Annotated in this window: 15 protein-coding genes and 1 tRNA gene; 9 read left to right on the plus strand and 7 right to left on the minus strand. The window is 73.4% G+C overall.

From position 1 onward, the window contains the following. Positions 1–4: 4 nt before the first annotated feature. Entirely contained in the window at positions 5–610 is a 606-nt protein-coding gene (locus tag ACQEVB_RS06540) for a hypothetical protein (protein WP_432966456.1), read from the minus strand. Between the two features lie 91 nt (positions 611–701). Beyond that, a complete protein-coding gene (locus ACQEVB_RS06545; protein ID WP_432966458.1) occupies positions 702–1505 on the minus strand; it encodes an IniB N-terminal domain-containing protein in 804 nt (267 codons plus the stop codon). A gap of 271 nt (positions 1506–1776) precedes the next feature. On the opposite strand from ACQEVB_RS06545, the gene ACQEVB_RS06550 reads away from it, so the two are divergent. The 3 genes from ACQEVB_RS06550 (at position 1777) to ACQEVB_RS06560 (ending at position 5108) form a co-directional block, all read left to right on the plus strand. Continuing rightward, complete coding sequence (locus tag ACQEVB_RS06550) at positions 1777–3726, plus strand: Hsp70 family protein (RefSeq protein WP_432966460.1); 1950 nt, start codon at positions 1777–1779, stop codon at positions 3724–3726. Between the two features lie 134 nt (positions 3727–3860). Next, positions 3861–4208, plus strand: a complete 348-nt coding sequence (locus ACQEVB_RS06555) for a hypothetical protein (protein ID WP_432966461.1) — start codon at positions 3861–3863, stop codon at positions 4206–4208. A gap of 75 nt (positions 4209–4283) precedes the next feature. Beyond that, a complete protein-coding gene (locus tag ACQEVB_RS06560) occupies positions 4284–5108 on the plus strand; it encodes a hypothetical protein (protein ID WP_432966462.1) in 825 nt (274 codons plus the stop codon). Here the strand turns inward: ACQEVB_RS06560 and ACQEVB_RS06565 are convergent. After that, positions 5094–5654 (minus strand): GNAT family N-acetyltransferase, encoded by a 561-nt coding sequence (locus ACQEVB_RS06565; RefSeq protein ID WP_432966463.1) that lies wholly within the window; start codon positions 5652–5654, stop codon positions 5094–5096. The two genes, ACQEVB_RS06560 and ACQEVB_RS06565, sit on opposite strands and share 15 nt — an antisense overlap. A gap of 46 nt (positions 5655–5700) precedes the next feature. Here ACQEVB_RS06565 and ACQEVB_RS06570 point away from each other — a divergent pair, with 46 nt between their 5' ends. Further along, on the plus strand, positions 5701–6111 hold the full coding sequence (locus ACQEVB_RS06570) for a DUF1772 domain-containing protein (protein WP_432966465.1): 411 nt from the start codon (positions 5701–5703) through the stop codon (positions 6109–6111). A 30-nt stretch (positions 6112–6141) separates the two neighbouring features. Here the strand turns inward: ACQEVB_RS06570 and ACQEVB_RS06575 are convergent, their stop codons facing one another. Next, on the minus strand, positions 6142–7041 hold the full coding sequence (locus ACQEVB_RS06575) for a hypothetical protein (protein WP_432966467.1): 900 nt from the start codon (positions 7039–7041) through the stop codon (positions 6142–6144). A gap of 72 nt (positions 7042–7113) precedes the next feature. Between ACQEVB_RS06575 and ACQEVB_RS06580 the strand changes: the two genes are divergently transcribed. Then, complete coding sequence (locus ACQEVB_RS06580) at positions 7114–7941, plus strand: SGNH/GDSL hydrolase family protein (RefSeq protein WP_432966469.1); 828 nt, start codon at positions 7114–7116, stop codon at positions 7939–7941. Here ACQEVB_RS06580 and ACQEVB_RS06585 read toward each other — a convergent pair. Together ACQEVB_RS06585 and ACQEVB_RS06590 are read right to left on the minus strand one after the other, a co-directional pair. Next, positions 7938–8645, minus strand: a complete 708-nt coding sequence (locus ACQEVB_RS06585; protein WP_432966471.1) for a DNA methyltransferase — start codon at positions 8643–8645, stop codon at positions 7938–7940. The genes ACQEVB_RS06580 and ACQEVB_RS06585 overlap by 4 nt on opposite strands. A 33-nt stretch (positions 8646–8678) precedes the next feature. Further along, complete coding sequence (locus tag ACQEVB_RS06590; RefSeq protein WP_432966473.1) at positions 8679–9146, minus strand: SixA phosphatase family protein; 468 nt, start codon at positions 9144–9146, stop codon at positions 8679–8681. Between the two features lie 29 nt (positions 9147–9175). On the opposite strand from ACQEVB_RS06590, the gene ACQEVB_RS06595 reads away from it, so the two are divergent. Further along, the gene (locus ACQEVB_RS06595) at positions 9176–9781 is read left to right on the plus strand and encodes a DinB family protein (RefSeq protein WP_432966475.1); all 606 of its coding nucleotides are present in this window, start codon (positions 9176–9178) and stop codon (positions 9779–9781) included. 113 nt (positions 9782–9894) lie between these two features. Here the strand turns inward: ACQEVB_RS06595 and ACQEVB_RS06600 are convergent. After that, positions 9895–9968, minus strand: a tRNA-Gly gene (locus ACQEVB_RS06600). 175 nt (positions 9969–10143) lie between these two features. Between ACQEVB_RS06600 and ACQEVB_RS06605 the strand changes: the two genes are divergently transcribed. The 3 genes from ACQEVB_RS06605 to ACQEVB_RS06615 all read left to right on the plus strand — a co-directional run bounded on the left by ACQEVB_RS06605 (position 10144) and on the right by ACQEVB_RS06615 (position 13020). Continuing rightward, a complete protein-coding gene (locus tag ACQEVB_RS06605) occupies positions 10144–11274 on the plus strand; it encodes a UDP-N-acetylglucosamine 2-epimerase (RefSeq protein ID WP_432966477.1) in 1131 nt (376 codons plus the stop codon). Between the two features lie 19 nt (positions 11275–11293). Then, a complete protein-coding gene (gene dcd, locus ACQEVB_RS06610; protein WP_432966479.1) occupies positions 11294–11875 on the plus strand; it encodes a dCTP deaminase in 582 nt (193 codons plus the stop codon). 242 nt (positions 11876–12117) lie between these two features. Then, positions 12118–13020, plus strand: a complete 903-nt coding sequence (locus ACQEVB_RS06615) for a hypothetical protein (protein ID WP_432966481.1) — start codon at positions 12118–12120, stop codon at positions 13018–13020. Position 13021: the final 1 nt, after the last annotated feature.

A 13021-nucleotide genomic window follows, 5' to 3' on the forward strand; every position in this document is an offset into this window, starting at 1 on the left:
CGGCTCAGCCGGGATGACCCGGCTCGTCGACCGGATGGTCGAACCCGTGTGGGTGGTCGAACGCCGGATCGGTACCGAACTCGTCGTACGAGCCGGGCTCGTCGAACACCGCCTCGGTCGCGCCGTGCAGGTCGGGATGGGCGTCCGGTTCGGGGTGCGTGGGTCCGAGGTCCGGGCCGAGGTCCGCGCCGACCGTCGACGGCACGTGGACGCCGTACCCGAACTCCGGTGCGCCGTGCCCCGGGTCGTCGACGGGAGCCGCGTGCTGCGGAGCGGTCACCGCGTACCCGTCGAGGTCGTCGATGTCGCCCGAGCCGTCCACGTCGAAGCCGGCGTGCCCGACGTCGAGGCCGGCGTGGTCGGCGAGGTAGCGCACCAGCGCGTCCGGGCCGTCCGGGTCGAACAGCGGCCCGGGATCGTGGTCGGGCTGGTAGTCGAGCGTGCGGGTGTCCTCCACGAGGAGGAGCGCGTCGCGCACGTCCTCGGGCGGGAGACCGTCGAGCCCGTGGTCGGCGAGCACCCCGTGCGGGTCGGCGGCGAAGTCGCCCCGCAGGTCGCCGTCGCCCGCGAGTCGCTGCACGAACTCGAGGAGCGAGAGGGGCTCCGACATGGCTGTTCCCTAGGGATCGACGAGTGGATCGCAGGCACCCGTGCCCCGCCGCGGGTGCGGCGGGGCGCCGGGCTCGTGCGGTGGAGCTGGATCAGACGTCGGCGTTGTACGAGTGGCTGACGTCGACGTCGGTGTGCGACGTCTGGTCGTGGCTGTCGTGGGTCGTCGACGCGTAGGAGTGGTCGTCGCTGATGTGCGCCTCGGTGTCGGTGTTGAACGAGTCGTCGTACGACGTGGTCGTCGTGTGGTTGCCCACGTCGTGCTGCGAGACGGAGTGGTCGTCGGTGCTGGCGTTGCCCGTGCCGGAGAACGCGCCACCCGCGCCGACCGAGACACCGCCGCCGACCGAGCTGACGTCGCCCGAGCCGAAGCCCGTGGTGTTGTCGTTGCCGGTCACGGCCTGGTTGTGGTCGCCGACGACGTTGCCGGAGCCGGCGACGTTGCCGTCACCGATCTGGTTGTGGCTGCCGGTGGTGATGGTGGAGCCGTCGATGTCGTCGCCTGCCACGACCGCGTTGTCACCGGAGTTCGACACGTTGTGGATGTCCTGGTTGAACGTCCCACCCTCGTTGTCGATGTTCTGGTGGATCGAGTTGTCGATGCTGTGGTCGTCGATCGTGTAGTTGTTCGTGATGTAGGTGTGCAGGTACTCGATCGGCGACTGGTCGTGGTGCACCGGCTGCGGCGCCGCGACGTGGTGGCCGCCACCGTGCCCGTGGTCCGACTCGTGCTCCGACGCGTCGCACATCAGGGACAGGCCGTCGTGCAGGTCTGCGGCGGAGACGTTGCCGAGACCGTGGGAGTTCAGGGTGCCCTGCGGGTCGTTCTCGAACTGCGAGCGCAGGCCGGCGTCGGCGAGCAGCTCACGGAGGAACTCGAGGAGCGAGGTGGCCATTGGTGTCTCCGAATCGTGTGGTCGAGCGGTGCGGGCCCGGGGTGGGCCGCCGTCATGACAGGAACGTTATGGGCCAGCGGTGGCGCCGCCATCGGGGATCGCGCAGAGTCCCCGCGGGCCCCATTGGGGGATCCGGGGCCCCGCGATAGGGGATCCGTCCGTCACGGACACGGACCGCGATCGAACGGCCCGGACGCCGGACGCCATACTGCACCTCGGAGGGGTGGTCCGTGCGCGGGCGCCGCGGGGGAGCACGCGAAAGGGTTGCGACATGAGTTACCGGCTCGGGATCGACGTGGGTACCACGTACACCGCTGCTGCGGTGAGCCGGTCCGCCGGCCAGGGCTGGTCGGAGCCGGAGAGCGTCACGCTGGGCACGCGTGGTGCCACCGTCCCGTCCGTCCTCTACATCGCCGACGACGGCACGGTCGTGGTCGGCGAGGCCGCGGAGCGACGCGCGGTGACCGACCCCGACCGGGTGGTGCGCCAGTTCAAGCGGCGCATCGGCGACCGCACCCCCATCGTGGCCGGTGGCCGCGCGTGGGCGCCCGAGGACCTGTCCGCCAGGCTGGTGCGCTGGGTCGTCGACCGGGTGGCCGAACGCGAGGGCGGCCCGGCCGACGCGATCGCGATCACCCATCCGGCGTCGTGGGGTCCGCACAAGAAGGACCTCTTCGCAGGCGCGCTCGGCGCGCAGGGCCTCACCGTCACGTTCCTGGCCGAGCCGCAGGCCGCCGCGCTGTCCTACGCGGCCTCCGAGCGCGTGCCCAACGGATCCACCATCGCCGTCTACGACCTCGGCGGCGGCACGTTCGACGCCGCGGTCGTGCACAAGGCCGAGGGGGCAGGCCCGGCCGGGTTCGGGCTGGTCGGCCGCCCCGAGGGCCTCGAGCGGCTCGGCGGAATCGACTTCGACCAGGTCGTCTTCGACCACGTCCGCGACGGGCTGCCGGAAGCGTTCGCCGAGCTCGACGACACCGACCCGGCCGTGCTGTCCGCCGTCGCGCAGATCCGCCGGGAGTGCACGGAGGCCAAGGAGGCGCTCTCCAGCGACACCGAGGTCTCCATCCCGGTGATGCTGCCGGCGTCGCGTGGCTCCGTGCGGCTGCACCGCAGCGAGTTCGAGGGCCTGATCTACCCGCAGGTCGAGGACACGGTCACGGCGCTGCGCCGGGCCGTCCAGTCGGCCGGACTCGCGCCCGAGCAGCTCACCGCGGTGCTGCTGGTCGGCGGGTCGTCACGGATCCCGCTGGTCGGGCAGCTGGTGTCGGAGCAGCTCGGCCGGCCCGTCGCCGTCGACGCCGACCCGAAGAACGCCATCGCCAAGGGTGCCGCGCTGGCCATCGCGCCGCGCCCGGCCGCGTCGCCCGCGCAGGCGACCGGCGGCCACCGCCGGCCCGGCGGCGCTGCTGCGGCTGGCGCCGCCGGTGCGGCCGGTCTCGCGGCCGGCGCCGCCGCCGGTTCGGCCCTGCCGCCTCCGCCGCGACCGGGCCGCGCGAGCCTGCCGCAGCACACCCCGCCCCCGACTCCCGTCGGGCCGCCGCAGCAGTCGTGGCAGCCGCCGCCCGGTGGCTCCCGGCACGGCTCCGCCCCGCCGCCGCGTCCGGTGCACGAGCCGGCCAACGCCCTCTTCTCCGCTGGTGACGAGCCGGTCCGCCCGTCGCGGCGGCGCGCCGAGCCGGAGCCGGCCGAGCAGGACTGGGACTACGACGACTACGACGGCCGGCGGCGCAGCAGCGGCCGCCCGAGCGGGTTGCTGCTCGGCGTCGGCGGCGTGCTCGCCGTGGCCGCCGTGGTGGCGGGTGCGCTGATCTGGAACGCGAACCGCACGACCCCCACCGGCAGCAGCAGCGCCATCGAGACCGGGGCGAGCTCCCCGCCCGCCGGCCAGAGCACCAGTCAGCAGCACCAGGCGACGAAGGCTCCCGGCAAGGCGACGCAGCAGCAGCCGCAGCCTCCGACCGCGGCCGAGAAGACGACCACGGCTCCGCCGTCCGAGAAGACGACGACAGCGGCACCGCCGCAGCAGAAGACGACCACCGCCGCGCCGCCCGCCAACAACGGCGGCACCAACGGTGGCACGGGCGGCACGGGTGGCGACACCACGCAGGGCGCCGGCCGGCCGGGAACCAACACCGGCGTGGCCGCGGTGCCCACGGGCGGCCCGGCCGGTGCGAGCCCGGTGTCCGACGGCAACGGGCCGGTCGTCCGCACTGCGTGATCTTCACGTACCGTAGTGGTACGGACACGGGCGGCCACGTCGATGTGACGATCATGGGTCTTGCTGCGATGAGTTCGGGGGTCGGCGCGGAGGGCACCGCGTCGGGGAGGCGAGGCAGGGACATGATGCTGCGCATGGGGACGGTCGTCCTCGGCATGGAGATCGCCGCGGTCGCGTTCGCGGTGTACGGGTTCGGCTGGCTGGTGCTGCTCATCGGCGTGCCGCTGATCGTCGGAACCCTGCTGATCGTGCTGGTCGCGACGGTGTCGGAGCGCAATCGCCGGATCCGCCAGGAACGCGCCGAGCAGGCCGAGCAGGCTCGCAAGCTCGACCCGGAGGGCACCGTGTACCTCGGGCGTGGCCTGATGAGCGGGTTCTTCGAGCTCCCGGGCTTGCCGGCCCGCCCGGACGGGCAGCAGGCCGCCCCGCCGATCCCCACCCAGCCGGGGCCGCCGCCCGCGCCGGGACGGATCCACCACTGAGTTCGGCACCGATCGTTATCGCCGCACAGGTGGGTCGCCCCGGCGCCGTCGACGAACGGCAGGCATGCTGACGGGGTGCTGATCGGGATCCTCTTCGCCCTCATGGCGATGGTCCTGAACAGCGCCGGGGCGCTCGCCGCCGGCGAAGCGGCCCGCAAAGCCACCAAGTCGCGGCCGCTGGCCGTGCAGCCGTTCTACCTCGGCGGCCTGTTCATCGACCTCCTGTCGTGGCTGTGCTCGGCCGCGGCGCTGCGCGAGCTGCCGGTGTTCGCGGTGCAGGCCGTGATCGGCGGCTCGATCGCGATCACCGCCGTGCTGGGCGCGCGCCGGGTCGGCGCCCGGCTCGACACGACGACCCGGTTCGGCGTCGCGGCCTGCCTCGTCGGGCTGGTGATCGTGGCGTCGAGCGCAGGCGACAAGCGGACGGCGGTGTCGTCGAACCTCGTCGACCTGGTGCTGATCGGGCTGGTCCTCGTACTCGGGGTGGCAGTGCTGGTGCTGCGCCAGTTCCGGCACGCATGGCCGCTCGCGATCATCGCCGGCGTCGGGTTCGGCGGCTCCGCGCTCGCCGTCCGGGCCGCCCACGTCGAGATCACCGCCGACTTCTCCCCGGCGGCCCTGCTGGCCCAGCCGGCGCTGTACCTCGTGGCCGGGTTCTGGGTCGTCGGCATCATCGGGTACTCGGCGGCGATCGGCCGCGGCGACATCGGCTCCGTCACCGCGGTCTTCATCGTCACCAACGTCGTCGTGCCGGGGCTCGTCGGCATCGCGCTGCTCGGCGACCCGGTCCGCGAGGGGTTCGCGCTGGTGTTCGTGATCGGGCTGGCCATCGCCGTGACGGGCGTCGTCGTCGTGGCCCGACGCCCGCCGCCCCGGCCGACCCACTCACGCGTGCGCTGACGCCGCCCACTCCTCGCGGGTCAGCGCGTAGCGGACGTCGCCGTGCTCGGCACCGGCCAACCCGACGGACGCGGGGTCCCGCCACGTCTCGACGAGCCGCAGCCCCACCTTCTCCATCACACCGCGGGAGCCGCGGTTGACCGTCATCGTCTCGGCGAACACGACCTGCACGTCGTGGTCGGCGAACCCGCGCGCCACCAGCGCTCGGGAGCCCTCCGTCGCGTACCCCTTGCCCCACGCGGCGCGCGTGAGGCGGTAACCGAGCTCGATCTCCCCGGGCACCGGGTCCGTGCGGCGCGGGCGGAACAGGAACCAGCCCAGCCACCGGCCGCTCGAGCGCTCGACCGCCGCCCAGTAGCCGAACGGGGTGTCGTGGAACGACCGGTAGTACGGCAGCAGCTCGGTGAGCACCCGCTCCCGCGTCTCGGTGAGGTCCGCGCTGAGGTGCCGCATCACCTCCGGGTCGTTGTGCAGCGCCACGAGGTGATCGGCGTCGTCGTCGGTCATGCGGCGCAGGTGCAGCCGTTCGGTGTCGAGCGTGTCCACTCGATCATGGTGGCTGCACCGTCCAGCGGAATGCCAGGATCGGTGCGTGGGAGCTCTTCGCACGGTGGCCCGCGCCGCGGTGGCGCACTGGTTCTTCGGCAACCTGTACGAGGAGGTCGTCGGTGTGCCCGGGCTGGTCGCCGCCGCGCCGCCGGGCAGGGTGCTGGCCGCCGGCAGCCCGGCGCGCTACTTCCTGCCCGCGGCGCCCGTCACCGTCGGCTCGGTGATCGCGCTCGCCGCCACGGAACGCACCCGGCCGGCCGTCACCGCGGCCGTGCTCGCCTCGGCGGGTGCCGCCCTCACGGCGCCGCTCGTGCGCACCGTCGCGCTCGACCTGATCACCGGCCGCACCACCGACCCTGTCGAGCAGGCCCGGCTGGTGCGGACGTGGCACCGGGTCAACCGGGTGCGACTCGCGCTCGTCGCAGGTGCCGCGGTGGCGCTGGCCCGGTCATGACGTTGCTCGACCTGGACGCGGGCTGACGGGTCACGACAGGCGCCGGCGCAGCCACTCCAGCAGCGCATCCGCCTGCACCTGCTGGAACTCCCGCAACCGCGGCAGGCCCGGCGGTGCCGGCCGCCGCGCCTGGTCGAGGAAGAAGCCCAGGCAGCCGGCGAGCGCCCCGTCCAGGACGGCGGGATCGACGGCGCGCGTGGCCGGGTGCGCGGCCAGCAGCGCGTCCACGTCGTGGCCGCCGAACCGGTCGACCTCCATCAGGAGCAGGAGCGTGTCGAGCCACGCCGGGCCCCGGCAGGCGTGCGGCCAGTCGACGAGCACGGCCCCGTCCGCGGTGAGCAGGACGTTGTCGGCCCGCAGGTCGACGTGCACCAGCGCGTCGCCGTCGAGAGCCGCGATCGCCGGCTCGACCAGCGCCGGGAGGTCCAGCCCGGCGACGGCGGCCGCGTCGATCCGGTGCACCCCGGCGAACATGTCGGTGATCCCCTTCCGCGCCGGCGCCAGATCCGGCACCGGGCAGGGCGCGCCGGCGAGCACCGCCAGCGCCTCCAGCACCGTGTCGAGCTCGGCCCGCTGCCACGGCAGCTGCGGGGTGCGGCCGTCGACGTCGGCGAACGCGAGCGCCACCCACCCGTCCGCGTCGTAGGAGCCGAGCAGGGGCGGGGCGGGCAGCTCCGGCGGGAGCGCGGCCGCCACGCGGGCTTCGCTCCGGTGCATGCGGACGCTGTCCGGGTTGAGGTCCGCGCTCACCGCCTTGACGAACGCCCGTCCACCGGCTGCCGTGCGGACCCGGTCGGCCGAGCCCGGCGAGAACCCGCCGGCCTGGGACTCCGCCTGGGTGACGGGCGAGCCGAGCAGCTCGTCGACCCACGCCCGCACCGCGGCCGGCAGCTGCGCCCACTGCAGCCGTGCGCCCCCGGAAGCGATCATCGCGCCAGGATGGCGCACGTATCCGCCCGGGCGCAGCCTCGTTTCCGCTGCAGAGGCAGACGGGGGGCGCCGATGCGGGTACGGGTACTGGGAGCGGTGCTGGTGGCGGCCGCGGCCGCGCTGATCGGTCCGGCGGCCCACGCCGCAGAGCCGCTGCACTACGTCGCGCTGGGCGACTCGTCGGCGGCCGGCCCGCTGATCCCCAACCAGATCGACCTGCCGTGCACGCGGTCCGACCGCAACTGGCCACACGTCCTCGCCGGGCTGGTCGGAGCCGCGCTCACCGACGTCACCTGCTCCGGCGCGAAGACCACGGACCTCGGCGGACGGCAGTTCGGGGTCGTGCCCCCGCAGTACGACGCGCTGAGCAGCGACACCGACCTGGTGACGCTCGCGATCGGCGCCAACGACATCGACATGGGCACCGTCGTGCCGTCCTGCGCTAGCCCCCTCCCCGACCCCGGCCCGGCCTCCTGCGCGCAGCGGTACACCCGCGGCGGGGAGGACCAGCTCGCCGCGCGGATCGAGGCCACCGCGCCGAAGATCGCCGCCGCGCTCGACGAGATCCACCGCCGCTCGCCCGACGCCGAGGTGCTCGTCGTCGGCTACCTCACCTACTGGCGTCCCGGCGGCTGCCACCCCGTCGACCCGATCCCCTCGGCGGACGCCGACTACCTGCAGGCCACGTTCGACCGCCTGATGGCGATGCTCGCCGAACAGGCGGCCGCGCACGGCGCCCGGTACGTCGACATCCGCACCCCGAGCGCCGACAGCGGGCTCTGTGCCGCGCCCGGCGAGCGCTGGGTGGAGGGCCTGGTGCCGACCGCGCCCGCGTTCCCGTACCACCCCAACGCGCGAGGCATGGCCGGAGCGGCCGGGATCGTCGCCGGAGAGCTCTAGGAGGGATCCACCCGGCCCGGCCAGCGCCGCGACGGGGCCGCCTTCCAGAACACCAGGAAGTACGAGTGGTTCTTGCGGGCGTGTCGCTGCCGCACGAGGCGGCTCACGCCCGGTCGCGTCGGCCGGGTGACGACGAACAGGTCCTCGGTCTGCAGGCCGTAGCTGGTGTACTCGTTGATGATCTCGACGTGGGTGAGCCGCTGGCGGTTGGCGCACACCTCGTCCTGGCACTTCACGATCGCGATGCCGCCGTCCCGCAGCACCCGCACGGCCTCCTTGCCGGCGGCGAAGTACAGCTCCAGCACGGCCTCGTGGTACTTCGCCGCGCCCGAGCCCGCGGTGGCGTTGTTGCGGTAGTACGCCTCGAAGTTCTGATGTCCCTGGTGGGCGCCCTGGCCGGGGGTGTGCATGTACGGCGGGTCCAGCACGAGGGCGTCGATCGAGCCATCGGCGTAGGGGAGCGACCGGCAGTCGACACCGTCGGCGAGGTCGGTGGCGAGCAGCGTGATGTCGGGCCGGTCGACGCGCCGCCAGAACGCGCCCGACCCGTACGTCACGTCGGCAACGGTCGCCCCCGACGCGACGTACAGGTCGAGGATCTGCGGGAACACGTCGCCGTTGACCCCGACGTGCGACGACATCACCAGGTCGTTCGTGGCGCGGCCCTGCTGGCGGCGGCCGCTGCGCACGTGGGGATCGGGCACGGGCGAAAGGTAGCCGATGCGGATCCGCCGCCCTCACGCCCGCGGCGTCGCCGCGTCCAGCGTCGCCCAGCCCGGACCGACGTCGGGCCAGCCGCCGTCGCCGGACAGGACCGCGATCGACGACGTCTTCAGCACGCACACCGCACCGGCGAGCTCGCCGACCAGTTCCTCCAGCCCGGGGTTGTGCGCGATGAACAGGACGGTCCGGGCGGCGTCCGGCAGCTCGCGCGCCACCGCGACCAGATCGTCCGGGAAGCCGGGGTAGAGGCGGCCGTCGACGCGGACCTCGGCGCCGAGCTGTTCGTTCACCGCCGCGCACGTCTCGCGGGCACGCCGCGCCGGCGAGCACACCACCAGGTCGACGCTCCCGAGGTGCTCATGGAGCCACTTCCCGGCCAGCGGCGCCTCCCGCCGGCCGCGCGCCGCCAGCGGGCGATCGCGGTCCGCGATCCCTTCCGGCCATTCGGACTTCGCGTGGCGGAGGAGGACGAGGCGGCGCATCGGCCCATTCTGTCGGGCACGCTCGACGCGTGACGGACGATTCGGCGAAGGCCTACCTGCACTCCTACCTGCGCGACGCGCGGACGGCGCTGGTCGGGAAGCTGGACGGGCTCGACGAGTACGCCGTCCGCCGGCCAATGACCTCGACCGGCACCAACCTGCTCGGGCTCGTCAAGCACGTGACGATGAGCGAGGCGCGCTACCTCGGGGACGCGCTCGGGCGGCCGTTCCCGGAGCGGCTGCCGTGGTGGGACGACGACGCCGAGCCGGAGTCCGACATGTGGGCCACCGCCGCGGAGTCCCGCGCCGGGATCGTCGACCGCTACCGGCGGGCCTGCGAGCACGCCGACGCGACGATCGCCGCGCTCGACCTCGACGCACCCGGGCACGTGCCGTGGTGGCCGCAACCGGACACGACGCTGTTCAAGGTCATCGTGCACGTGCTGACCGAGACCAACCGGCACGCCGGTCACGCCGACATCCTGCGGGAACACCTGGACGGCGTCGTCGGGCAGTTCGCGCCGGACGGCCGCGGAGCGGCCTACTGGTCGACGCACCGCGCGCGGGTCGAGGAGGCGGCGCTCCGCGCCGGCGCGACACCGCAGCCAGGTCCGTCTCGCGATGCACGGTCATGACCTCGCCGGAGTCCCGCTCGCGCGCGACGGCAGTCGCCCGGTCCACGCGCACCCCCGGTACGACGAAGGCCCAGGTTCGCGGTGAAACCGCCTCTGACCTGGGCCTTTGCGTGTGGAGCGGATGACGGGAATCGAACCCGCGTATTCAGCTTGGGAAGCTGATGTTCTACCATTGAACTACATCCGCAGTGCGTACAGGAGCCTATCACTTCACGCTCCGTCACCATCAATACCGTCTGCGTACCTCCGTTCGGGTGGTTCTCACCCCTTCGATACCTCTCTGCGCCAGCAGGTCTCGACGCTTATGGGTGACCCGAAGCACACTTGAGGGGCCAGCTCCCCCGGCGCAAGAGGACACCCCGATGACCGATTTCGACGCGTCCCTGGGTTCCCTCCCGCTGCCCGAACACGATCATGACGTGCTCCTCATCGCCGGCAGCAGGTCGGAGGTGGCCCGGCTCGCACCGGTGGCCACGGCCTTCGCCGACATCGATCGGATCCGTGCGGTCACGGTCGCCACGGGCCCGGACGCGATGGGCGTGCACGAGGCGTTCGAGGCGATGGGCGTGCCGGCCGACGTCACGATGCTGATCCGCGAGCCGATGGCACCGCACCCGGCCGGCGTCGCGTCGGTGCTGATGGGGCGGCTCGACGAGCTGCTGGTCGACCTCGACCCGTCGGCCGTGCTGGTGCACGGCGGTGGGATGACGGCGGTCGTCACCGCCATGACGGCGTTCTGGCGCCAGATCCCGGTCGTCCACCTGCAGGCCGGGGTGGCGAGCGACGACCTGCTCTGCCCGTTCCCCCAGGAGGCGAACCGGCGGATGATCGGGCAGCTGGCGTCGCTGTTCCTCACCACGGGCGGCGCAGCGGTGGGCGGGCAGCTCGGCCCGAACGCGATCCCGGTGGGCGACACCCTCAACGCGAACCCGCCGGCCACCGACCTGCGGTTCGCGCGGCTCGTCCGGCGCGTCCGCGCGTACGGCACCCGCGTGGTGCTGGTGGGCCTCGACCGCGCCGACTCCCTCGGCGTGCTGGCCGGCCTGCCGGACCTGCTGGACCGTGAGCCCGACATCGAGGTCGTGCTGTTCGGCGAGCTCGCCGCCCACGGCGCCGGCAGCCCGCTGCTCGACCATCCGCGCGCCACGGTCGCCCGCGAGGTCGCACTGCCGGACCTGGTGGGGTTGGTCGCCGCGAGCGTCGTGCTGGTGTCCGACGACCCCGAGCTGGTCGCCGACGCGCCCGGCCTCGGCACGCCGGCCGTGCTCGTCGACGGGCCGCACGCGCACGAGCCGGGCGACTCGATCCGCAGCATCGGCAGCCCCGCCGTGATGGCGACGGTGCGCCAGGTGCTGGCGGCGCGGCCGCTGCAGCAGCTCGAGGAGACCGACGGGCTGGAGGCCGCTCGCGTGGAGCAGGCCGTGGCGTGGATGTTCGGCCTCTGCCCGTCGCCGCTGCTCAGCTCGCCCCACCCCACGCCGACGGAGTACTGACGCCGGTTACGGTGGCGGCGTGCTGCTGTCGGACGGTGACCTGCGCAAGGAGCTCGAGTCGGGGCGCCTCGGCCTGGATCCATGGGATCCGGCGATGCTGCAGCCCTCCAGCATCGACGTGCGGCTGGACCGGTTCTTCCGGGTGTTCCAGAACTCGCGCTACACGCACATCGACCCGGCGCTGCAGCAGGACGAGCTGACCACACCGGTCGAGGTGGACCACGACGAGCCGTTCGTGCTCCATCCCGGCGAGTTCGTGCTGGGGTCGACGTTCGAGCTCGTCGGGTTGCCCGACGACCTCGCCGGCCGGCTGGAGGGCAAGTCGAGCCTCGGGCGGCTCGGGTTGCTGACGCACTCGACCGCCGGGTTCATCGACCCCGGCTTCAGCGGGCACATCACGCTGGAGCTGTCGAACGTCGCGAACCTGCCGATCACGCTCTGGCCGGGGATGAAGATCGGGCAGCTGTGCCTGTTCCGGCTGTCCAGCCCGGCTGAGCGACCGTACGGCACCGACGGCGTCGGCTCCCGTTACCAGGGGCAGCGCGGCCCGACGCCGTCGCGCGCCCACCTGAACTTCCATCGGGTCGATACGCGCCGCTGAGGGTCGAGTGACACAGGTCACATCGAGCCCCGGCATGCCCCCGCGCTCCCTGCTCGTCCGGGGCACCGCCACCATCGACGGCGTTTCCACGCCCAGATGCCGTCATCACCGTCACCCCCGACTACGTCGTGCTGCACGACTTCGAGACGACCATCCCGAGGCCGTCGCCGACCTCATCGCCACCCACGGCGACTCCCGCTGACCCGACCACGTCAGCCACCGGCCGCGTACCCTGCCCGACGATGGACGAGCGCCGCGCCGATCCCCCGCCACAGCTCCCGGCGGGGAGCCCCGCGCCGCCGCCGGACGGCCCCGGCGAGCCGCCACCGCGCGCCGGCTGGGGGCCACCGGAGCCGCGGCGCACCATCGACTGGCGCCGGTTCGTCAAGACCCCGCGCGCCGCCGTCGGTGCCGGGCTCGTCGCCGCGTTCGTGCTGCTCTGGCCGTTCTCCGGCTTCTCGTGGATCCCGCTCCTCGTCGGGTTCGGCGCCCTGCTCGTCGTGCGCATCCTGCGCTTCGACGGCCTGCTGCGCGGCTGGGACATCCCGCTCGCCGGCCTCGTCGTCGTCATCGGGCTGATGTGGAGCACCAGCCCCTGGGCGTGGGCACTGGCCGCCGGCATCGGCGTCCTCATCGCCGGACTGCTGCAACTGCCGGAGTGGAAGGTCGCCGTCGTCGGGCTGGCCATCTGCGTCGCCGCCGCCACCGGGTACGGCATCTCCAGCTACCGCACCGACGCCCAGATCCGCAGCGACCTCTCGCAGAGCAACGACCGGGAACGGGCGATGATCGGCGAGAGCCGGCCCGATCTCGTGCTGCCGGCGATGCTCAAGGCGATCGCGCTCGACGACGCCGACCCGCTCTGCCGGATCCTCCGGGACGAGGCCGAGCGCACGGTGGTCGGCGCGGTACAGGCACCGAACTGCGACGCGGCCGTCACCGAGCTGCATCGACGGGTCCCCGACCCGACCTACAAGGCTGCTTCCCTGCCTCAGCCCGTGCAGATCGGTACCGAGTGGCAGGTCGACGCCTGCGCCACGGGGTGGGCGCAGGCCGTCGGCCGCCAGCTGGGTCGCATCACGATCTTCCAGACGGCGCCGGACGTGCGCCGCTTCGCGGTCTCGGGTTTCAGCCCCTGCCCGTGAG

It is taken from the genome of Pseudonocardia sp. CA-107938, from assembly GCF_050936315.1.
In the GTDB taxonomy this organism is placed as follows: Bacteria; Actinomycetota; Actinomycetes; order Mycobacteriales; family Pseudonocardiaceae; genus Pseudonocardia.